Consider the following 19,361-nt stretch of genomic DNA (forward strand, 5'->3'; position numbering starts at 1 on the left):
AAAGGCCCCGGCGGGAAACCAGGGCCTACTCATTGATGCGGGCATAAAAAAGAGCCCCCGTCAGATGAAAAGACGAGAGCTCGTTGTCTGCGGACTGAACCGCCCCGGGTTCGGTAGAGGCCTCAAATTGTGGTTGTGACCTGGGGTTTCGTGGTGGTGAGGTAGTAGTTGGTCTCGTATTCGACGGGTGGGATGTGCCCTATTTCACCGTGGAGCCGGCGATGGCAGTACCAGTCGATCCATTCCGCGGTGGCCAGTTCGACCTGGGAGAGCGTCCTCCAGGGCCGTCCGGGCTTGATCAGCTCGGTTTTGAACAGGCCGATCGTGGACTCGATGAGGGCATTGACGCTCCTATAGTTGTCAACTCGCTGTGGGGAGGGTCCGTGGTGCGGGTCGGATCAGGTGGTAGACCTCGCGGATGACGTAGCGTTTGAGGCAACGGATGATCTCGCGTTTCGTTTTGCCCTCGGCGGTGCGGCGGTGACGTAGTTGATCGTCGGTTGGTGGAATCGCATGCGGACGATGACGGTCCGATAGATCGCGGCGTTGAGCTGGCGGTGGCCGCCGTGGTTGATGCGGTGCCGGCCGCTGGTCATGCCGGAGCCGGTGGGCACGGGAGCGATGCCCGCAAGCTTGGCGAGGGCGGCTTCGGATTTGATGCGTTCGGGATTGTCGCCGACCACGACGAGGATCTCCGCGGCGGTGTCCACACCGATGCCGAAGGGTTCGAGCAGTTGCGGGGCGGTGCGGTGGACCAGCTCAGCGATCATTTTCGTCAGTTCCCTGGCCTCGGCGTCGAGGTACTGCCACCGTTTGGCCAGCGTGCGCAGGGCGTGGCGCAGTGCGTCCTCGGGGCCCTCCAGCTGTCGAGGACGCAGGCCGGCAAGGTGTCGGGCCAGGGTGATCTGCGTTTTGCCCGCGGTCTCGTTGCGCAGGGGATCGGGAGCGTGGACAAGCATCGCTTTCATGGTGGCCATCGCCGCTGAGCGCTGTTCGACGGCCTGGTCGTGGGCGATCTTGAGCTGCCGGATCATCTCGGCTTCACCGTCGGTGCTCTTGGGCGTGGCGGTCGCGTACCCGGCCAGGACGGCCCGGGCGGCGTTCTCGGCGTCCAGGGTGTCGGACTTGCCGTTCATCCGCCGCAGCCGCCGGTCCGGGCGGCCGGCCTCGACCACCTTGTGCCCGGCCCGTCGAAGGAACGAGGCCAGGGTGGCGCCGTAGGAGCCGGTGCCCTCGATCCCGAAGGCCAGAACCCTGCCGTATGAGCCTGCCCAGTCCAGGAGTTGCTGGAATCCGCCGGTGTCGGTGGGGATCGTCAAGGTAGCCAGGATTCCGCCGATCGTGTCCATCACGGCCGCGACGTGCACATGCTTGTGAGTGTCGACGCCGATCACGACGTGCCCGGACCTGTGCTGCTCGTTGTTGTCCACCGCGTTCCCTTCGGTCGGTAGCGTGGGGTGCACGCTGCCGCCGGCCGGAGGGACAGGACTGTCACGGGGACGCTTTGACGAGTTGGCTCCAGGCTCCTATGAGGTCACGTCCGTCCGGCGGCAGCGCTTGTTGCGTGCCCGGCCGGACGGTCGACAGATCAACGCCAGGACACCCGTGGGGTCGGTCGTAAGCAAGAGTCAGACCGTCACGGCCGGGACTACCCGATCCTTGCGGGATCCGGTACGAACAGACTGACAGTCGTAGGCGTCGCCGACCGAACCGATCGAGGCCGCGATGCCGGCGTCGTTCAGGTGCTCGGCGAGCCGGAAACTCGTATATTGCGACCCGGCATCAGAGTGATGTATCAACTCGCCTCGTTGATAAGGCTGTTCGTCGCGATCGCGTTGCCATCGGACCATGTCCAGCGCGTCCAGGACGAGCCGTGCCTCCCTCGCCGTGGCGGCGGACCAGCCGACGATCCGGCGGGAGAAGGTGTCCACGACGAAGGCGACGTAGACGACTGATGACCAGGTGCTGACGTGAGTGAAGTCGGCAACCCAGCAACGGTTCGGGGCCGGCGCGACGAAGTTGCGGTCCAGCAGGTCCGGCGCCCGCTCTACGGAACTGTCCGGGATTGTGGTGATGATTTTCTTCCCACGGACGGCACCTGCGACGCCCAGCTCGCGCATCAGGCGTTCAACCGTGCACCGGGCCACGATGTGGCCCTGTCGGTGCAGCTCACGCCAGATCTTCCTGGCCCCGTAGACACGGTAGTTGGCCTCGAAGATCTGCTGGATGAGCGGCTTCAGCTCGGCGTCGCGGACCGTGCGGGCCGACGGGGCCTGAAGCCGTTTGCGGTGGGCGTAGTAGGTGGAGGGGGCGATCTTGCAGTCGTGCTCGGTGAGCACGCGGCAGATCGGCTCGACACCGCCGAAGCGGGCCCGGTGCTCGTCGATGAACGCTACGAGCGTGTGTGTGGCCGGTCGAGCTCGGCCGCGAAGAAACTCGCCGCCGCCTTCAAGATGTCGTTCGCCCGCTTCAGCTCGGCGCTCTCCTTCTTCATCGCCTTGATCTGCGCGGACTCCTCCGTGGTCGTCCCGGGCCGTTGCCCGGAGTCGATCTCGTCCCGCTTCACCCAGTTCCGCAGGGTCTCGGCCGAACCGATCCCGAGCTTCTGGGCGACCGCCCGCAGTGCGGCCGACTCGTTCGGATAGTCGCCACGGACCTCGGCGACCATACGGACCGCTCGTTTGCGCAGCTCAACGGGATAGGAGGAAGGGCGTGCCATGACTCAATCCTTTCACGGAATCGAGTCTCTACCGAACCCGGGGCGGTTCAAGGAGGGCGTGGCCCGCCTCTCGCCGTTCGTGCGCCACCACATCAACATGCTCGGCCGGTACTCCTTCCAGCTCCCGGACCTGCCGGGCGGCCTGCGGTCCCTGCGCGACCCGGATGCCGTCGATGAGGAATAGTCTCGTCAACCCGTCATCCTGGTCGCAGCCGCCGTGGGCGTGGCGTCCGTGGTCGTCAGTGACGCGGAGTCAGTACCGGAAGCCGAAGCGCCGACGACGATGGTGACCGCTTCGCGTAGCAGTAACGTGCGGCGGCCCCGATAGGCGGGGCGTTCGGAGGAGGCGTCTCGGTCAGTCTGACGGTCTCGGCGTCACGGCGGCGACGCCCACACCGCAGAGCCGACCACCAACTGCTCCCAGGTGCGGGCGGCCATCTTGCCACCCGGGCAGTTGGCCGACCGGCCCTCTCACAGGTCGCGCCGTTGCGCGCTGGTGACGGCGAGCACGGCTGCGGTGAGCGCCCACACCGCGTAGACGCTCCAGGCCCCGCCGGTCGTCCACGGGAAGTCGGTCTGACGGGGGCCGACCTCCACGAGCCGCAACCACGCCTGGTAGAGCGTGGCGTGCCCGGCGACCGCCGACCAGTGGCGGCCGTCGGTGAAGACGATGGGCAGCACGAGGATGACCGCCACCGAGACGATCATGGTGGCCGAGGTGTGCCTGATGACGGAGCCGATGGCCATGCCGGCGACCGCGCACACGGGCGCAAGAAGGGCGGACGCCACTACGACGCGCAGGGCGCCCGGGTAGCTGATCGAGATGCCTGCGTCCCGGCCGCCGAGGATCGCCTGCGTCAGGCCGAACGAGGCCCCCGCGACGATCGAGCCGAAGACGGTGGTGACCGCCGTGACGACCACCGTCTTGGCGGCCATCACCGAACGGCGGGCCGGAACGGCCGCGAACGTCGTACGGATGGTGCCCGTACTGTACTCGCCGATGATCGCGACGGCGCCGATGGCACCGAGGGCGAGCATCATGACCATGGTGGCGTTCGCCGTGAACGCCACCTGCAGCGGAATTCCGGCCCGAACGTAGTCGGCCCGGTCCGCCGCGCTCCGCGCCGGCCAGTAGTTGTAGGTGTCGTAGGCGGTGCCCGCGTTGAACGCGATGACGACCAGGGCGGTGGCCCCGTACGCGATCCAGGTCGAGCGCAGCGACCGAAGCTTGATCCACTCGGCGGCCACCAGGTCGTGAAAGCGAGCGCGCGGTTCGTCGGCGCCGAGTTCGCCGGCGGGAGCGTATGTCGTGGTCACTGAGGGTCTCCTGCGAGGTATTGCACACTGTCGGCGGTGAGTTCCATGAACGCTTCTTCCAAGGAGGCGGACCGGGTGCTGAGGTGATGCAGCGGGATGCGGTGCTCCATGGCGATCTCACCGATCCGGAGCGTGGTCACACCGGTCACGGCGAGCAGGTCGCCCGCCGTGTGTACAGCCGCGCCCTCGGCCTTCAGGAGGTCTCTCAGGACGGCCGCGGCGGGCGTGCCCACCGTGACGCTCTGCCGGGTGCCGCGAGCGGAGAACTCCGTGAGACTTTCCGCTGCGATCAGCTCGCCGCGGCCGATGACGATCAACTGGTCGGCGGTGTGCTCCATCTCGGACATGAGGTGGCTGGAGACGAACACGGTGCGGCCCTCGGCGGCGAGACGCCTGAACAGGTCACGCACCCACCTCACGCCTTCTGGGTCGAGGCCGTTGAGCGGCTCGTCGAAGAGCAGTACCGGTGGGTCTCCGAGCAGGGCGGAAGCGATGCCGAGCCGTTGCTTCATGCCGAGCGAGAATCCGCCGATGCGGCGCCGGGCGACCTCGGCGAGGCCGACCTCCCGCAGTACCTCCTCCACCCGGCGCTGCGGGATGCGGTTGCTGCGGGCCAGGGCGGACAGCTGCGCCACCGCGCTGCGCCCGCCGTGCACATCGTGCGCGTCGAGAAGGGCGCCGACGAGACGCAGACCGCGGGGGCGGTCGCGAAAGGGATGGCCATCGACGATGACGGTGCCGCTGGTGGGCTCATGCAAGCCGAGGATCATCCGCAGCGTGGTGCTCTTGCCCGCACCGTTCGGTCCCAGGAACCCGGTCACCTGGCCGGGTCTCACGGTAAAGGTCAGATCTGTGACGGCCGTCGTGCTGCCGTATCGCTTCGTGAGCTCGTTGACTTCGATCACGGGGACGACGGTGCCGGGGGCGGGCCCCGCCCGTCGTCGGCCCGGAGCTGACAATCGCCGGGCGCGAGCGTCAACCCCGGTTGTACAACCACGGGCTGATGTCCCATCAACGGCATACGGTTACGATCACCCAATGCCCGCCTCCTTGTCTCTGCCGCTGCTCAAGCGCATACCGCCGGGCCTGTGGACGACGCTGGCGTGGTCCGCGGCAGCGGTGCAGCCCATCGTCGAATACGTCGTGACGCCGCCAGGACGGGCTTACTCACTCGACTTTCCCCAGGACGGGCTCGATTCGCTGGAAGCCCGGGCCCTGCTCGCCGTCGCCTTCGTGCTGGTCCTGGCCGGCGGTGCGGTACTGCGCCGCAGGACGTCGACGGCGTACGCACTGGTGATCACCGGTACGGTCGCCTCGACGGTGGCCTGGCGCCAGGACGAGATCCCGCCGCTGCAGTTCCTGGCAGTGGACCTGGCCCTCTGTTACATCGCGGCCATCCGATCCCGACGGAACTCGCTCGCGGCGGCCGCGGGGGCGCTCGGCGTGCTCGCCTGCTATTTCCTGCTACGGCTGCTCACGGAGGACGACTCCGGGATCGCTCCTGAGCCTTTCCTGGCCCTGACCGTGGCCATCGCCTGGCTCATCGGCAACTCGGTCTATCAGGCCCGCGCCCACACCGAAGAGCTGTACGCACGGGCCGCCGCGCAAGCCGTCATCGCCGAACGGCTGCGCATCGCCCGCGAGATGCATGACACCGTCGCCCACAACATCGGCATCATCGCGCTGCAGGCCGGCGCCGCAGCCCGGGTCGTCGAGACCCAGCCGGCCAAAGCCCGGGAGGCGATGCTCACCGTGGAGAAGGCGGGGCGCGAGACCCTGTCCGGGCTGCGGCGGATGCTCGGCGCCCTGCGCCAGGCCGACCAGGACCAGGAAGGTACCGGCCAAGACCATGGGCGTGCACAAGCGTCCCTGCAACCGGTCGCCGGCCTGTCGGACGTGGAACGACTCGCCGAGACGGCCACGGCCGCCGGCGTCCGCGTGGAGGTGTGCTGGCAGGGCAAGCGTCGCCCGCTGCCCGCTGACATCGACCTCGCGGCGTTCCGGATCGTCCAGGAGTCGGTGACCAATGCCGTACGGCACTCGGGGGCCGCTTCCTGCCTCGTGCGCGTCGACTACCGCGCGGAAGAACTCGCGGTCGAGGTCTCGGACCGAGGGAAAGGCGGCGGCACCGACACGGACAGCGGATACGGCCTGATCGGCATGCGCGAGCGGGCCGCCCTGCTGCACGGCGATTTCACGGCCGGGCCCCGTCCCGGGGGCGGCTTCCTGGTATCGGCCAGATTGCCGTTACCGGCAATGACCGAGGCGGAAGAGAAGGCGGGCGTCAGATGACCATCCGTGTCGTACTCACCGACGACCAGCCCCTGGTCCGTGCCGCCCTGCGGATGGTCATCACCGACACCGCGGACATCGAGGTGGTGGGCGAGGCCGGAGACGGCGCGGAAGCGGTAGGGCTGACGGAGGAACTCGACCCCGACGTCGTCGTGATGGACCTCCGAATGCCCGGCATGGACGGCATCGAGGCCACCCGGCTGATCACGAAGGGCACCGGCTCCGCACGCGTCGTCGTCCTCACGACCTTCGACGACGACGACTACGTCTACGGGGCGCTGCACGCCGGCGCCTCCGGATTCCTCGTCAAGGACATGGCCCTGGACGACATCCTCTCCGCAATCCGGATCGTTGCCGCCGGGGACGCCCTGATCGCACCGGCTGTCACACGCCGGCTGATCAAAGAGTTCACCACCCGGCCCGCAACGTCACTGCCGCGGCGGGCGGAGCTCGGCGGCATCACCGACCGGGAACGCGAGGTGCTGACTCTGGTCGGCAGGGGCCTGTCCAATACGGAGATCGCAGGCGAGCTCTGCATCAGCATCGCCACCGCCAAGACCTACCTGACCCGCCTGCTTGCCAAGCTCGATGCTCGCGACCGGGTGCAGCTGGTGATCCTGGCCTATGAGGCGGGCCTGGTGGCACCGTCCCAGTGAACGGACGAACTCCCCGCACAGCGAGCACCGGCGGGCGGTGCGCGATCCGCTCCAACCCCGCCTGCCGTCAGTGCGCAGGTTGATCAAGGTTCTGGCTCACCGCCGGCTGTCACCGGGGGCCAGAAGGCTGGTCAGCTCGGCGATGGCCGCCGGTGAGGGCTTGAAGTAACGGCGGAGGTTCTCCGGCTTCTTGTGCCGCGACTTGGCCATCAGTATCAGCAGCGACGGGGCCTTGACCCCGAATCCTGAACACGGGTTATGCGGCTTGTGTCAGCGTAGTTGGTGTGCGGTGGGGGTGTTCTCGAAGGCGATCGGTGATTGTTGTCCGAGGCGGGAGTGTCGGCGTCGGGTGTTGTAGCGGTTCAGCCATCGGAGGGCGTCGAGGCGGGCCTCGCGCTCGTCTGGCAGCTCTTTCGTTCTTTGCAGGGTCTCGCGTTTGAAGGTCGTGTTGAAGGACTCGGCCAGTGCGTTGTCCGCGCTGGACCCGACCGCGCTCATGCTTCGCCGAATCCCTGCTGACCTGCATGCTTGGGTGAAGATTCTGCTTGTGTACTGGGCTCCGTGGTCGGTGTGCATGATCGATCCGGCGAGGGTGCCGCGGGTGCGGATCGCCGCGGCCAGGGCGTCGGTGACGAGGTCCGCGCGCATGTGGTCGGTGATCGCCCAGCCGGCCAGACGGCGTGAGGCGAGGTCGATGACGGTCGCCAGGTAGCAGAACGTCCCGCCGTCGATGGGCAGGTAGGTGGTGTCGCCGACGTACTTCGTGTTCGGCCTGTCCGCGGTGAAGTCGCGGCTGATCAGGTCCGGGGGGCTTGGCGGCGGCCGGTCGGTGATGGTGGTGCGGTGCCGGCGGCGCAACCGGACCCCCTCGATCCCCAATGCCCGCATGATCCTGGCGACCCGCTTGTGGCTGAGCGCCTCGCTGCCCGTCTCGCGGAGCTCGGCGGTGATCCTCGGGGGCTCCGTAGGTGCCGTCCGATTCCTGGTGCACCGCCCGTATCCGGGCGGCCAGCCTCGCGTCGGCCCCCTGCCGGGCGGCCCGGTCCGCAGCTGTCCGGCGCCAGGAGCAGAAACTCAAGCGGGCGATGCCGAGGATGGTGCACAGCCGCTTCACGCCGTAGCGGCGCTGGAGGTCGGCGACGCACTGGAAGCGGTTCACCAGCGCGTCTCCCCGACGAAATACTTCGCCGCCTTCCGCAGGATCTCGCGTTCCTCCTCCAGCTCACGGACCTTCTTCCGCAAGGGCGGCGTTCTCCGCCTCCAGCGGGCCCGGCGGCAGGGCCGGTTCCTGCGTCCGCCGTCCCCGGGGACGGCTCACGCCGGCAGCCCTCACCCAGTTCCGCAGCGCCTCCGGATTGATCCCCAGATCGGCGGCGACCGACCTGACCGTCGCTTCGGGCCGCGATTCGTACAGCGCGACCGCATCCGCCTCGGACTGTGGCGGGTAGTTCTTCATGACCACGAGATGTCCGTTCTCAGATCCTCAGGATCCAGTGTCTCGTGTGTCCCACATCCGGGGTCAAGGCCCCTTCAGTACCGCCCCGCACGTTAGTTGAGGCCCTGGTGGCGCATCTTGTGACGCTCGCTCGGGCTGTCCGATTGCTCCGACCGTCGTGGTGCCGCCGGGTAGGTCACGGCCCGCTGTGGGCGCGCGGCGCACTCTGGACACGTGTACGGGCAGCTGCGAAGATCCACGACTGGACCGGCAAACCGCCTGTGAACAAGGAGAGTTCAGCATGCGCCCGTTAGCTCTGCGACACCGCGTCTCCGTCGTCGCCGTCACTGCGTTCCTGGCTGGGGCAGGTACCCTGGCCGCCGCTCCCCCGGCCTTGGCCGGGGATGACTCGACGATCTTTGGCAAGGACAACACCGTTACTGTGGGCGAGGCTACGTACTTTCCTGCGACGGCACAGAACAGGGACGGGATCACGGCCTCCGTGACGTACTCCTGCGACCCGGCCCCGATCCTCTACCTGGGTATCGCCTGGCGGTTGGCCGACGAGCGGGACTCGCAGATCAGCAGCCCTCGCGGAGTCGCGACCTTGCAGCCCTCCCAGCTGACCTGTGATGGGCAGAAGCACACGGTGGCGATCACCGCCCGCACGTTGTCGGGCAACCATCTCCCGTTCGGAGAGGGCGACCCGGTGAAGGTCACGGCGAGCGTGAGCAACTTCGAAGGTGCGCCGTATGCCCAGCGCGTGGTGGTCACGACGCTCTGAGGCCCGAGGGCGGCTGTTTGCCTACTGGCATCGCTGTCAACTGCAATTTCGCCGAACCACTCCACGGATCGTGCACGGCACTGCCATCCCGCAATGTCGCCGTCCGGATCCGCGGCTCAGGGCTATCCAGTTCTGTGCGTGATACGCCAGGTGGTAGCGGCCGGACGCGCGGCGGCCCAGACCGAGGTATCCAGTCTGGGCTGCGGCAGACTTTCATTGTCAGACCCTCTTGATCCTCACCAGGAGGTCATCGAGCGAGCTTGTACTGCACCGTCGTGTCCGGGCACGCGTCTGCGAGTTTCACGAGTGCGGCACCTTCCTTGGCGTCGGCGCTGAGCGCACCGTCCCCACTTCGGCACCATCCTCGCCGCGGCCGTGGCCGAACCCGCCAGCGCGTGGAACGCCTGCTTCCTGCCGAGGACACGGTCCTCCCAGCTCACGCTCTACAACCGCGACGACAAGCTCCGGCCGACCAATTTGAGCGGTTCGACATCTTCGCCGAAGCGTTTCCGCGGTCCGGCCTCAACCGCCTGCAACTTCGCAACAACCGTCAGATGGTAGTGAGCTGCCCCGAGTTTCGTAGAGTCCGATCTTGATTGGTTCAGGCGGACTGCGGGGTTTGCTCCTGGCTGCGCCAGAAGGCTTCCTCGTACTCGGCCGGCGGCACGTAGTCGAGCGCGGAGTGCGGGCGTTCTTCGTTGTACCAGGTGATCCACTGGAAGATCACCCGCTCGACCTGGTCGACGTCCTTCCAGGGACCCTGCATCTAGATCAGCTCGGCTTTGAAGGTCCCGTTCAGCGCCTCGGCCATCGCGTTGTCATACGAGTCCGCGACGGAGTCGACGGAGACGGAGACGCCGATGTCGGCGAGCTGGTCGGTATACCGAATTGATACGTATTGCGACCAGCGATCGCTGTGGTGTATCAGTCCGCGAGGCCGATGGGCGCGAGGCCGAGCCGAGTGCCGGTTTGATCGACTCGCAGTCCGTGTGTACGGCCGACACCATTCCCGCCGGGACCAGACGCTTTGACGCGGGCAAGAAGGTCAAGGGCCGCAAGCGGTTCATCGTCACCGACACCCTCGGCCTGCTTCTGGCCGTCCACGTCGTCGCCGTGAGCATCCAGGACCGTGACGGCGCACGGCGTCCGCTGCTGAGGACCCGACTGGACCACCCGGGTGTGAAGAAGATCTGGGCGGACCAGGGCTTCGCCGGACGCCTGGTTGACTGGACGGCGCAGATCCTCGGCCGCGAACTGGAGATCGTCCGCAAGGACCCCGGCCAGCGGGGCTTCCAGGTCCAGCCCAAGCGCTGGGCGATCGAGCGGACGCTGTCATGGATCACCGCACACCGCCGTCTCGCCCGGGACTACGAGCAGCAGCCCGCCCACTCCGAGACCATGATCCGCTGGGCGATGATCGGCATCATGGTCCGCCGGCTCACCCGCGGCCGACCAGCAACCCGACCAGGCCCCGGCCCCTCTCACGCGTCAACCAGTGAGATCTCAAACGCGGTCTCAGCGGGGTGTAGTGCGGGCGCGGAGGTGTGCACGTTCTCCTTGGTGGCCGAGGAGGCTGAGGATTTCGACGGGGTGGTCGTCGGCGTTGCCGAACCAGTGGGGGGTGCGGGTGTCGAATTCGGCGGCTTCGCCGGGGCCCATGATGAGGTCGTTGTCGCCCAGGACCAAGCGCAGGCGGCCGTCGAGGACGTAGATCCATTCGTAGCCCTCGTGGCTGGCCTGCTCGGGCTCGGGCGAGCGCATCTTCGGCGAGATGATCAATTTGTACGCTTGCAGGCTGCCTGCCCGTCGGGTGAGCGGGAGCATGGTCATGCCGTGGCGAGTGACGGGCTGGAGGTGTAGCCGGGGGTCGCCCGTCTGGGGTGCGCCGATGAGCTGGCCGATGTCCACGCGCAGTTCCCGGGCCAGGGGCAGGAGCAGTTCGAGGGTGGGGCGGCGCTGGCCCGATTCCAGTCGCGAGAGCGTACTGAGGGAAATCCCGGTGGCTTCCGCCAGGGCCGTCAAAGAGAGGCTGCGCTGGGTCCGCAGCCCTTTCAGGCGCGGGCCGACCGCGGCCATCGTCGACTGTGTTTCTTCGTCCATCCCCCCACCTTGCCACCGCAGCAAGGATCTTTGCGCGTTGTGCTGTGCGAGCCGACGGTGGTGGGAGGCGCTCCGACCGGGGCTGCCGTCCGGAGGGAGAGGCGCAATGAGGAAAGACAGCGGAAGTGAGGTGGTGCAGGTGCAGCGGGCCGCAGCGCCGCCCGGCGCCCCGGTGAAGGTGCGCCGTGGTCCGGTCGCGCTGGCGGTGGTGATTTTGGTGCTGACGCAGCTGATGTTCGTCGTGGACACCTCGATCGTTAACGTGGCGCTGCCCGACATCGGCCGTGATCTGGACTTTTCCAGCGCGGGCCTGTCCTGGGTCGTCACCGCCTACGCGCTGACCTTCGGCGGCCTGATCCTGCTGAGCGGGAAGGTCGGTTCCATGATCGGGCCGCGCCGCGCCCTGGTTCTGGGCGTTGTGGTCTTTGTGATTGCTTCCATCGCGGGAGGGCTGGCCCCCTCGGCTGGGGTGCTGGTGGCGGCGCGGGCCCTTCAGGGGGTGGGAGCGGCGGTGGCGGCGCCCAGTGTGATGGTGCTGCTGATGGGGATCACTACGCCGGGCCCGCAGCGCTCGCGTGCCATGGCGATGTTCGTCATGACCGTCGGCGCTGGAGCAGCGGTGGGACTGCTGGCGGGCGGGGTGCTGACACAGACGCTGGGCTGGCAGTGGGTGATGTACGTCAACGCCCCCATCGGGCTGGTGGTGCTGCTCGGAGCGGTGCGCAACCTGTCGGAGATGGAACGTCGGCGCACCTCGCTGGACATCGGCGGCGCCACGGCCTCGATCCTGACGATGGTGGCGCTGGTGTTCGCCTTCACCTCTGCCGCGGACCGCGGCTGGAGCAGCCCGGTGGTTCTCGGGTCGTTCGCCGTCGCCGCCCTCGCGCTCGCGGCCCTGATCGTGTGTGAGCGCCGGCATCCGCATCCGGTGATGCCGCTGGCGTTCTTCTCCTCCATGCGCAGCGCCGGCCCCCTGCTGTCGATGCTGCTCGTCCCGGCCGGGCAGGTCGGCTTCCTGTTCTTCACCACCCTGCTCACCCAGCAGGTGCTCGGCTTCACCCCTATCCAGACCGGTCTTGCCCTGGTGCCCTTCACCGTCGGCCTGATCGCCACCAACCAGCTCATCCCACGGCTGCTTCCGCGCCTGGGCGAGCGCGTCATCGGCAGTACGGGCCTTGCCGGACTGGTGCTGGGCATCGCCTGGATGGCGCTGGTGGCCGCCGACGCCGACACGAACACCTCGATCGTCACCGTGCTGCTGCCCTCGATCCTGCTCGGCGCGGGCGCCGGCGCCACCTTCGCCCCCGTCACCGCCGTGATCATGCACCAGGCCCCCGCCGAACACATCGGTGCCGCCGCCAGCCTCAACCAGGGCCTGCAACAGCTTGGCGGCGGCATGGGCCTGGCCGTTCTGACCAGCGTGCTCTCCGCCACCGGCGGACTGGAGGGCGGTCTGGGAGCAACCTTCCTCGCGACCGCCGCCTTCCCCCTGGCCGGCCTGCTCCTGTTCGGCCTCTGGGCGCGCCGCATCCCCGCTCCCGACACCACCCCCGCATGATCCCCACAGCTCCCGACCACACCCTGGAGAACGCCTGATGAGTGACACCGATCCCCGCTACGAAGCCGCGTTCTGGAACCAGCGCTACAACGCCCCCGACCCGTTGTGGAGCGGGCAGCCCAACCCCGCGCTCGCCGAAGAAGTCACCGCACTGACGCCGGGGAGGGCGCTGGAGGCAGGCTGCGGCGAGGGCGCCGACGCCATCTGGCTGGCCCAGGCTGGCTGGCAGGTCACCGGCACCGACTTCTCCGCCCAGGCCCTCGCCCGCGCAGCCGACCACACGCCCACCGCACTGACCGGACGCCTCACCTGGCAACCGGCCGACATCCGCACCTGGACACCCCAGGACGACGCGCCTCACTACGACCTGGTCACCGCCTCCTTCCTCCACTTCCCCTCACCCCTGCGCCGCGCCGTCTTCGCCGCCCTCGCCGCGCGGGTGGCGAGCAACGGACATCTGGTGATCATCGGCCACCACCCCAGCGACCTGGACACCGCGATGCCCCGCCCGCCTGAGCCCGACATCTTCTACACCGCCGACGACCTCATCAACGACCTGCCTGCACCCGCCTGGAAGGCCGTCACCCGCGCCGCCCGCCCCCGCACTGCCACCACACCCGACCGCCGGCACGTCACCATCCACGACACCGTCCTGACCGCCCAGCGCACCCAGTAACCCACCCCTCACCCACACGCGACGCCACGCAGAAACGAGTACGACCATGCAGCACGACCTCGCACACCAGACCGCCCTGGTCACCGGCGCCACCGCCGGTATCGGCCGGGCCACCGCCCTGGCCCTGGCCGCCCACGGCGCCGCCGTCATCGTCCACGGCCGCGACAAGGAACGCGCGGCCGACACCTTGAAGCACATTGAGGCCCTCGGCGCCACAGCCCGCTTCGAGCCGGCTGATCTGTCCGACCCCGCACAGGTGACAGACCTGGCCGAACGCGCCGGGCGAGTCGACATCCTGGTCAACAACGCCGGCATCTTCCACTTCGCCCGCACCGCCGACACCACCCCCGCCACCTTCGACGCCCACATCGCCATCAACCTGCGCGCCCCCTACCTCCTCGTCCAGGCCCTCGCCCCCGGCATGACCGAACGCGGACACGGCTCCATCATCAATGTCAGCAGCGGCGCCGCCGGCACCCCCGGTCTCGGCAGTGGCATCTACGGCGCCACCAAAGCCGCCCTGGAATCCCTCACTCGCGTCTGGGCCGCCGAATACGGGCCCGCCGGAGTCCGCGTCAACGCCGTCGCCGCCGGCCCCACCCGCACAGAGGGCACAGCCGCCTACGGCGAAGCCTTCGAATCAGCCGGACAAGCCGTCGCCCTCCAACGCCTGGCCGACCCCGAAGAGATCGCAGGGGCCATCGCCTTCATGGCCTCCCCCGACGCCAGCTACGTGAACGGCGCCACCCTCAGCGCCATGGGCGGTCAACCCGCTCTCGGATAACGCGCGTGCAGACAACGACACAGGCGGACGGACGACACCGCCGAAGCCCCACAGCGGTCCGAAGACGCTGGTCCAGCCGCATCCTCATCCCCCCGCGACTCATCGGATGAGCGGCGGCTGCCCGGCTGGCCCGGTGGGCGGCGGAGGGGGCGTCCTCGCCGCCGCTCTCGGCCGTCCAGTTGGCGGCGGTCTGCTCGCTGAAGCCGAGCAGACGGCTGAAGACGATCGCGAGAGTTCGGTGACTAGGTCCATGAGCGAGGCGCTTCGGATGGGCCGGGGCAGGATGCCGAGCGTCTTGAGCCTGCGAAACATGCTGACCGGCTCCATCGGCCGGCCGGCACGAGAGCTGGGGAACAACCAGGCCGAGCCGCTTCATCTCGTACACGATAAAGACGACGCGGCAGTGCAGAGAGGCGTGGGCCTTGACCTCCCGCGCCGTACGAGCGCCTCCTCGAACTGGGCCCCCGGGTGGACGCGGGTGCTGATCTTCTCTCTGAAGATCTTGTCCCTCGGGATGCCGTGGCCCGCAAGGCGTCGAGCTGGGAGTCGTCGTCCTGCCCAAGGGCGGAGCAAGGGGCGCGGGTGGTGCCGTCTCTTACGCCGGCCTCCGCGCCGGTTCTCTTGATCGTCACGGACTCATGGCAGGCCGAGCCCTCCACGGTCCGCGCACGCGTGGAACTCGTCCACGGTCAGCGTCGGATGCGCAGGGCTTGGCAGCATGGGGAAGAGCAGTCCGGCCCCGCGTACCTCGATGATCTTTGGGGTGGGGTCTCGTCGCAGCCGTGTGTCTCGTGGAGGCGGGCCCGGAGAACGTCACTCGATGTGGGTCGTTGCCCTACCTGTCGGCCAGGGCTGCTGATATTCGATGAGCCGGCCTGCCGGGTCGTGTCGGCGGCCGGGTGCGAACAACAGTTTTGTTCAAAAAGCAGCGCCGGGTATGCGGCCCGAAGAAGGGAGTGTCTTGTCGCATACTCGGCGCTGACCGTCAGAGTTACGCCGTCACGGCTGCTGTATCGGTAGATTCGACTGCGGACTTGAAGTCAGGGCGGACCCCGATTTGATCAAGCCACACGCTCATCGAGTTGTAGCAATTGAACCTTTCGATCTTTCCGTCACGGAGGTACCAGAGGTCCGCCGCCGGCACGTCGATCCGGTTCCCGGTCGGTGGGATCTCGCCGACCGGAGTCGGAAACCCTCCGAGATGCGTGCCCTGGATTCGCAACTCGACGGCGACGACATCACCGAACGCATGTACCTCGAGCAGCTCACGGTGTACATCGGGGAACGAGCGGGCGAGGCCCGCGATCACCTGAGGAATCTGCTCTCCGCGGAAACTCTGCGAGGTCGACATGTCGTTGAACGACCCGTCCTCGGTGAACAAGGCCAGGAAACCGTCACCGTCGAGAACGTTCCCTTCCGCGAGCCGGTAAGCCTCGCGAATGGTCTTTTCGTTACTTTCCATCCCTGTTCTCCTTTGAGTTCGCCACACGCTCACGGCCCGCGCTTGTCTTTGATTGGCCCTTCCTGACTGTCGTAACGATAGTTGTTACGTCAGATTGTCGCAACCTTCACTGTTGCGACTGCACTGTCGTAACATGGAGCGTTGCGACCGGAGGAGGGATCATGAGCGCCAACAGCAGGCTGACCATCGCCGCCCATGCGCTGGCCTGGATCGGTCTCTACCAGCGCCAGGGCCACGAGGTCGCCACCTCCGAGCAGGTCGCAGCCAGCGCGAACACCAACCCCGTGGTGATCAGACGGCTGCTCGGCGAGCTGCGCAGGGCCGGCCTCGTGGAGTCCCGGCGGGGCGCGGGCGCGGGCTGGTCGCTGGCGCGCGAGCTGGGGGCGATCACCCTGCTCGACGTGTACGAGGCAGTGGAACCCGGCCCGCTGTTCGCGATGCACCGCACCACCCCGGACCAGGGATGTGTGGTGGGTCACGGCATCCAGCCGGCAATGCGGGGCATCTACCAGGACATCGAGGAGACCCTGAGACACGAACTGGCCCGCGTCACGCTCGAGAAGGTACTCAGGGACGTACTCGCGGCACCTCGCCAGCCTTTCTGATCAGCTGGGCGCCCCCGTGCGAACCGTAGGGTTCGGCGTGGGTTCTGCCCACCGGGGCGGAGTGACGTGAGCGTGGAGATGGTATCCCGCGCCGAACGCGTTGGATCCGCCGCCGGAACAGACGGCGGGCGCAGGCCGAGCTCACCGCGGAATAGGCCGTGCTCGTCCAGCGGCTCTACGACGACGAGCGGGAGAAGACCGTCCAGCAGATCCCCGACAGATTCGGCGTGCCCCGTTTCACGGTGCACGGGCACCTCGACAAGCCCAGACCGTCCCCCGCCAGGCCCAGAAGGCTGCGGCCGCCCACCCAGCCGGACAGCCGGACAGACCATCAGCTGCCGCAATGATCGGCAGACCCTTAGGCCAGGATGTCGACGCGCCCCGAGCAAGCCCGCTGAATGGCCTGCAGGTCCGCCCGCGCAGGGCCGGCTCTTCCGCCGTGGACAGCTGTCCGCACCTTCGCCTCGATCTCAGCCACCACCTCGTCGGTGAGGAACGGCAAGCCGATGCGGCGGTAGCCGGTGTCCACGGGCGTGGACAGGCCGAGCTTGACGGCGTCCCAAGCCCGCAGCGCCGCTTTCTGCTCGTCGGTGTGGCCGCCGCCCGCCTGCCGCCCGCCGCGCAGCCGCCGGATCCAGGGCTTCGCCGTGCCTGTCGTGCTGCGGCTGCGTGCCTGGTCGAGCTCGTCGAGTGCCCGGCAACCGCAACGACTGCCGGGCCTGGCAGGACTCCGGCGCCAAGACCGCCGTCGGAACCACCCCCACGGTGAGCGCCGACGGCGGCTACCGCGGCACCGGCCTGACCATCCCGCACTACCGCCGGCACAAGAACGAGGAACTACCGGCCTGGAAGGAGGTCCACAACGCCTCCCACCGCAAGGCCCGCGCCCGCGTCGAGCACACCTTCGCCCGCATGAAGAGCTGGAAGATCCTGCGCGACTGCCGCCTGAAAGGCGACGGCGTCCACCACACGATGCTCGGCATCGCCCGCCTCCACAACCTCACCCTCACCGGATCACCGGGAAACAACGCTGGTCGACCAGCACGTCGTAGATCATTTACGGGACAACCTCTAGCTGGGAGCGCTGATCCTGCTCAGGGGCATTCGTCCCAGCTGTAGGTTCGGCGCTTCCGGGGGTGTCTCCGCGCGGCGTAGATCCTCTGAGCGGGCCCCGGAATGGATCTCCGGCGATGCTGCCTGCTGGCTGTGACGACGAATCTGTGCGTCCGATCCGGGAGCTTCCAGGCTTGATGCGGGGCTCATTCCGATGGCACGTATCGGGATCTTCAGCTAGCGCTGTCGCCGTAGTTCACTTCTATTACTTTCCCCGTTTCTGCATGGATCATGACAGAGGCAACTTGCTGCACAGGTACTTCTTCCTCGCTCGCCTCTACTGGAGGAAGTGCGAAATTAACCGCCCATCGAGTTTCCCATTCTCCCCGTTTATTTTTTTGTACTAGTATTTCCGAGCTATCGTACTTACCGTTGGGGATATTTCCCCCGGCAATTTTCTGCGCCTGGGCGGCAGTGATCTTATGAGCCGGAGGTGCGCTCGGCCCTTTCTCGTTGCGGCCCGTAAAGGCAGAGATGCGGCCGTTAGGTTCGACGACCACGTCCATTCTCATCGGCATGAGGACGCCCTCCACGCGCTGGCGCCATCCAACGGTCTTCTGCCCAGTTCCCTCGACCGTAGGGTCGACCATGGGCTTGCTTGCTTCGAGCGCCCAGGGAAACCTTGACTCCACAAATGATGCCGCTTGTCGAGTTGCTTCTTCATCTGTTTCAATCTGGCGATTCCGCACCCCAGGAAGTGATTTAGCGAGAGTGGATCCGGTCACGAAGTCTTCGGTGGTCGTAAAGTTCACGAATCCGTCTTCGAGGGTGACAAGAATCTGATCGGTCTGCCCACCCTCTCCCTTCATGTACTGAATTCTGGAGATCTTCGCCTGGTTTCCGTAAATCTTTTTTACCATCTTCTTGGCTTGGTCCTCCTGGCTAGAGCTCGCCCGTGTCAGTTCGGACACTTCAGTGAGCACCGGAGTGACGCTCATAGACCCGATCACGAGGACCAGAATCACCCCACCGAGGATGATATTTGCGGCACGGGAAAAATCCGGCTTGTTAAGGGTTTTCGGTTCCGTACCGCCTTTGACTTCCTTCCTCCGGTGCATGAAGACAGCTGCTGCCGCACCCAGTACGGAACCCAGGCTGTTGGCTACAAGATCTTCGGACGTGCATGAGCGCCCCACGTGCGGTAGGAGCGCTTGCGTGAGCTCCGTGCCCGCAGAAAGCACGATGCAGCAGGAAGTCAGAACTGCTGGCCGCCGGAACACTGCGACAGCAAAAAATGCGAGCGGAATGTACATGGCGACGTTCATCAAGCCCTGCTGGGTCAGCAGAGGAGTGATGGGATCGCGGTTTACCCAGCAGGTACCTGACGCGGCTGCCGACGCGTGGCTCGGATAGAGCGTCGCCACTAGCTCACCAGCCGCGGCCACACCGAGCAGCACTGCCAGCGGTCTCGACAAACCGCGTTTGCGCGCAACGAAAAACATCAATGCGCCCAAAATGGCACTGGAGACCAGGAAGGCGGGAACCAACCATGGGTTCCCTCGAAGGATGGCGCTAATCATGTGAACCTCGGAAGAATGGAAAAATTGGAGATCTATAAAAAACCTTGTGGGCTGCTCCCAGAGGGAGTGGACCATAAGGGAATGTCTCACGTGGTGAGTTTTTCGAGTCTCCTGTGGCAGGTGAGGGCTGCAGCGAGGCCGAGGAAGGCGAGGAAGTGGTTGCCTTTTCTTTCGTACCGGACAATGAGCCGTTTCCAACCTGACGGGTGGTTGGGCGGGCGACCCCGGCGGTGGACATGAAGAAAGCTCCTGGTAGACGGGTTCACGACCAAGATCACCAGTCCGCCAGGAGCTTTCGCGTGCTTGTCTACCCGTCCGGCATCGATCTGTCCAGCCGTAC

Annotated in this window: 19 protein-coding genes and 6 pseudogenes; 11 read left to right on the forward strand and 14 right to left on the reverse strand. The window is 67.0% G+C overall.

Going from position 1 to position 19,361, the window contains the following annotated elements; genetic code table 11:
- Window positions 1–122: 122 nt before the first annotated feature.
- The 4 genes and pseudogenes from ACF1FZ_RS34180 to ACF1FZ_RS34195 all read right to left on the reverse strand — a co-directional run.
- A pseudogene (locus ACF1FZ_RS34180) lies at window positions 123–344 on the reverse strand (integrase core domain-containing protein); the annotation flags it as partial.
- Window positions 345–398: 54 nt separating this feature from the next.
- The gene (locus ACF1FZ_RS34185; protein WP_391777261.1) at window positions 399–1,430 is read right to left on the reverse strand and encodes an IS110 family transposase; all 1,032 of its coding nucleotides are present in this window, start codon (window positions 1,428–1,430) and stop codon (window positions 399–401) included.
- A 198-nt stretch (window positions 1,431–1,628) separates the two neighbouring features.
- Window positions 1,629–2,387, reverse strand: coding sequence for an IS3 family transposase (locus ACF1FZ_RS34190; protein ID WP_391777279.1), 759 nt, complete (start codon window positions 2,385–2,387; stop codon window positions 1,629–1,631).
- A 5-nt stretch (window positions 2,388–2,392) separates the two neighbouring features.
- The gene (locus ACF1FZ_RS34195) at window positions 2,393–2,719 is read right to left on the reverse strand and encodes a transposase (protein WP_391777262.1); all 327 of its coding nucleotides are present in this window, start codon (window positions 2,717–2,719) and stop codon (window positions 2,393–2,395) included.
- Here ACF1FZ_RS34195 and ACF1FZ_RS34200 point away from each other — a divergent pair.
- Window positions 2,718–2,903 (forward strand): hypothetical protein, encoded by a 186-nt coding sequence (locus ACF1FZ_RS34200; RefSeq protein WP_391777280.1) that lies wholly within the window; start codon window positions 2,718–2,720, stop codon window positions 2,901–2,903. The two genes, ACF1FZ_RS34195 and ACF1FZ_RS34200, sit on opposite strands and share 2 nt — an antisense overlap.
- A gap of 287 nt (window positions 2,904–3,190) precedes the next feature.
- Here the strand turns inward: ACF1FZ_RS34200 and ACF1FZ_RS34205 are convergent, their stop codons facing one another.
- The gene (locus ACF1FZ_RS34205; protein WP_391777263.1) at window positions 3,191–4,036 is read right to left on the reverse strand and encodes an ABC transporter permease subunit; all 846 of its coding nucleotides are present in this window, start codon (window positions 4,034–4,036) and stop codon (window positions 3,191–3,193) included.
- The gene (locus ACF1FZ_RS34210; RefSeq protein WP_391777264.1) at window positions 4,033–4,941 is read right to left on the reverse strand and encodes an ABC transporter ATP-binding protein; all 909 of its coding nucleotides are present in this window, start codon (window positions 4,939–4,941) and stop codon (window positions 4,033–4,035) included. The genes ACF1FZ_RS34205 and ACF1FZ_RS34210 overlap by 4 nt, the downstream gene beginning before the upstream one ends.
- 133 nt (window positions 4,942–5,074) lie before the next feature.
- Between ACF1FZ_RS34210 and ACF1FZ_RS34215 the strand changes: the two genes are divergently transcribed.
- Together ACF1FZ_RS34215 and ACF1FZ_RS34220 are read left to right on the forward strand one after the other, a co-directional pair.
- Complete coding sequence (locus ACF1FZ_RS34215) at window positions 5,075–6,328, forward strand: sensor histidine kinase (RefSeq protein ID WP_391777265.1); 1,254 nt, start codon at window positions 5,075–5,077, stop codon at window positions 6,326–6,328.
- Complete coding sequence (locus tag ACF1FZ_RS34220; protein WP_391777266.1) at window positions 6,325–6,984, forward strand: response regulator; 660 nt, start codon at window positions 6,325–6,327, stop codon at window positions 6,982–6,984. The genes ACF1FZ_RS34215 and ACF1FZ_RS34220 overlap by 4 nt, the downstream gene beginning before the upstream one ends.
- A gap of 96 nt (window positions 6,985–7,080) precedes the next feature.
- On the opposite strand, the pseudogene ACF1FZ_RS34225 reads toward ACF1FZ_RS34220, so the two are convergent.
- A pseudogene (locus ACF1FZ_RS34225) lies at window positions 7,081–7,224 on the reverse strand (site-specific integrase); the annotation flags it as partial.
- Between the two features lie 30 nt (window positions 7,225–7,254).
- Window positions 7,255–8,446, reverse strand: a pseudogene (locus ACF1FZ_RS34230) (IS3 family transposase).
- Between the two features lie 475 nt (window positions 8,447–8,921).
- Here ACF1FZ_RS34230 and ACF1FZ_RS34235 point away from each other — a divergent pair.
- Complete coding sequence (locus ACF1FZ_RS34235) at window positions 8,922–9,203, forward strand: hypothetical protein (protein ID WP_391777267.1); 282 nt, start codon at window positions 8,922–8,924, stop codon at window positions 9,201–9,203.
- A gap of 601 nt (window positions 9,204–9,804) precedes the next feature.
- Here the strand turns inward: ACF1FZ_RS34235 and ACF1FZ_RS34240 are convergent.
- Entirely contained in the window at window positions 9,805–9,969 is a 165-nt protein-coding gene (locus ACF1FZ_RS34240; RefSeq protein WP_391777268.1) for an integrase core domain-containing protein, read from the reverse strand.
- A 164-nt stretch (window positions 9,970–10,133) separates the two neighbouring features.
- Between ACF1FZ_RS34240 and ACF1FZ_RS34245 the strand changes: the two are divergent.
- Window positions 10,134–10,649 (forward strand): annotated as a pseudogene (locus ACF1FZ_RS34245) (transposase); the annotation flags it as partial.
- Between the two features lie 69 nt (window positions 10,650–10,718).
- Here the strand turns inward: ACF1FZ_RS34245 and ACF1FZ_RS34250 are convergent.
- A complete protein-coding gene (locus ACF1FZ_RS34250) occupies window positions 10,719–11,303 on the reverse strand; it encodes a helix-turn-helix domain-containing protein (protein ID WP_391777269.1) in 585 nt (194 codons plus the stop codon).
- 130 nt (window positions 11,304–11,433) lie between these two features.
- On the opposite strand from ACF1FZ_RS34250, the gene ACF1FZ_RS34255 reads away from it, so the two are divergent.
- Genes ACF1FZ_RS34255 through ACF1FZ_RS34265 form a run of 3 tightly spaced genes read left to right on the forward strand, consistent with a single transcriptional unit; the run spans window position 11,434 to window position 14,321 of the window.
- Window positions 11,434–12,861, forward strand: coding sequence for an MFS transporter (locus tag ACF1FZ_RS34255; protein WP_391777270.1), 1,428 nt, complete (start codon window positions 11,434–11,436; stop codon window positions 12,859–12,861).
- Between the two features lie 37 nt (window positions 12,862–12,898).
- A complete protein-coding gene (locus ACF1FZ_RS34260; protein WP_391777271.1) occupies window positions 12,899–13,537 on the forward strand; it encodes a class I SAM-dependent methyltransferase in 639 nt (212 codons plus the stop codon).
- Between the two features lie 46 nt (window positions 13,538–13,583).
- Window positions 13,584–14,321 (forward strand): SDR family NAD(P)-dependent oxidoreductase, encoded by a 738-nt coding sequence (locus tag ACF1FZ_RS34265; protein WP_391777272.1) that lies wholly within the window; start codon window positions 13,584–13,586, stop codon window positions 14,319–14,321.
- Between the two features lie 991 nt (window positions 14,322–15,312).
- Here ACF1FZ_RS34265 and ACF1FZ_RS34270 read toward each other — a convergent pair.
- Window positions 15,313–15,783, reverse strand: coding sequence for a nuclear transport factor 2 family protein (locus tag ACF1FZ_RS34270; protein ID WP_391777273.1), 471 nt, complete (start codon window positions 15,781–15,783; stop codon window positions 15,313–15,315).
- Between the two features lie 161 nt (window positions 15,784–15,944).
- Here ACF1FZ_RS34270 and ACF1FZ_RS34275 point away from each other — a divergent pair, with 161 nt between their 5' ends.
- Together ACF1FZ_RS34275 and ACF1FZ_RS34280 are read left to right on the forward strand one after the other, a co-directional pair.
- Entirely contained in the window at window positions 15,945–16,388 is a 444-nt protein-coding gene (locus ACF1FZ_RS34275) for an Rrf2 family transcriptional regulator (protein WP_391777275.1), read from the forward strand.
- Between the two features lie 158 nt (window positions 16,389–16,546).
- A complete protein-coding gene (locus ACF1FZ_RS34280; RefSeq protein WP_391777276.1) occupies window positions 16,547–16,735 on the forward strand; it encodes a hypothetical protein in 189 nt (62 codons plus the stop codon).
- Window positions 16,736–16,746: 11 nt separating this feature from the next.
- Here the strand turns inward: ACF1FZ_RS34280 and ACF1FZ_RS34285 are convergent, their stop codons facing one another.
- Entirely contained in the window at window positions 16,747–16,917 is a 171-nt protein-coding gene (locus ACF1FZ_RS34285) for a hypothetical protein (RefSeq protein ID WP_391777277.1), read from the reverse strand.
- A 155-nt stretch (window positions 16,918–17,072) separates the two neighbouring features.
- On the opposite strand from ACF1FZ_RS34285, the pseudogene ACF1FZ_RS34290 reads away from it, so the two are divergent.
- Window positions 17,073–17,402, forward strand: a pseudogene (locus tag ACF1FZ_RS34290) (transposase); the annotation flags it as partial.
- 272 nt (window positions 17,403–17,674) lie between these two features.
- Here the strand turns inward: ACF1FZ_RS34290 and ACF1FZ_RS34295 are convergent.
- Together ACF1FZ_RS34295 and ACF1FZ_RS34300 are read right to left on the reverse strand one after the other, a co-directional pair.
- Complete coding sequence (locus ACF1FZ_RS34295) at window positions 17,675–19,021, reverse strand: VanZ family protein (RefSeq protein ID WP_391777278.1); 1,347 nt, start codon at window positions 19,019–19,021, stop codon at window positions 17,675–17,677.
- A gap of 86 nt (window positions 19,022–19,107) precedes the next feature.
- Window positions 19,108–19,361, reverse strand: a pseudogene (locus ACF1FZ_RS34300) (hypothetical protein); the annotation flags it as partial.

Origin of the sequence: Streptomyces sp. NPDC014623, from assembly GCF_043088245.1 — a bacterium.
In the GTDB taxonomy this organism is placed as follows: Bacteria; Actinomycetota; Actinomycetes; order Streptomycetales; family Streptomycetaceae; genus Streptomyces.

Excerpts from the sequence above, each read along its gene's own strand:
- ACF1FZ_RS34295 (WP_391777278.1), bottom strand. The coding sequence starts at position 19,021 with ATGATTAGCGCCATCCTTCGAGGGAACCCATGGTTGGTTCCCGCCTTC.
- ACF1FZ_RS34260 (WP_391777271.1), top strand. The coding sequence starts at position 12,899 with ATGAGTGACACCGATCCCCGCTACGAAGCCGCGTTCTGGAACCAGCGC.
- ACF1FZ_RS34220 (WP_391777266.1), top strand. The coding sequence starts at position 6,325 with ATGACCATCCGTGTCGTACTCACCGACGACCAGCCCCTGGTCCGTGCC.
- ACF1FZ_RS34270 (WP_391777273.1), bottom strand. The coding sequence starts at position 15,783 with ATGGAAAGTAACGAAAAGACCATTCGCGAGGCTTACCGGCTCGCGGAA.
- ACF1FZ_RS34200 (WP_391777280.1), top strand. The coding sequence starts at position 2,718 with ATGACTCAATCCTTTCACGGAATCGAGTCTCTACCGAACCCGGGGCGG.
- ACF1FZ_RS34250 (WP_391777269.1), bottom strand. The coding sequence starts at position 11,303 with ATGGACGAAGAAACACAGTCGACGATGGCCGCGGTCGGCCCGCGCCTG.
- ACF1FZ_RS34215 (WP_391777265.1), top strand. The coding sequence starts at position 5,075 with ATGCCCGCCTCCTTGTCTCTGCCGCTGCTCAAGCGCATACCGCCGGGC.
- ACF1FZ_RS34240 (WP_391777268.1), bottom strand. The coding sequence starts at position 9,969 with ATGCAGGGTCCCTGGAAGGACGTCGACCAGGTCGAGCGGGTGATCTTC.
- ACF1FZ_RS34275 (WP_391777275.1), top strand. The coding sequence starts at position 15,945 with ATGAGCGCCAACAGCAGGCTGACCATCGCCGCCCATGCGCTGGCCTGG.
- ACF1FZ_RS34195 (WP_391777262.1), bottom strand. The coding sequence starts at position 2,719 with ATGGCACGCCCTTCCTCCTATCCCGTTGAGCTGCGCAAACGAGCGGTC.
- ACF1FZ_RS34265 (WP_391777272.1), top strand. The coding sequence starts at position 13,584 with ATGCAGCACGACCTCGCACACCAGACCGCCCTGGTCACCGGCGCCACC.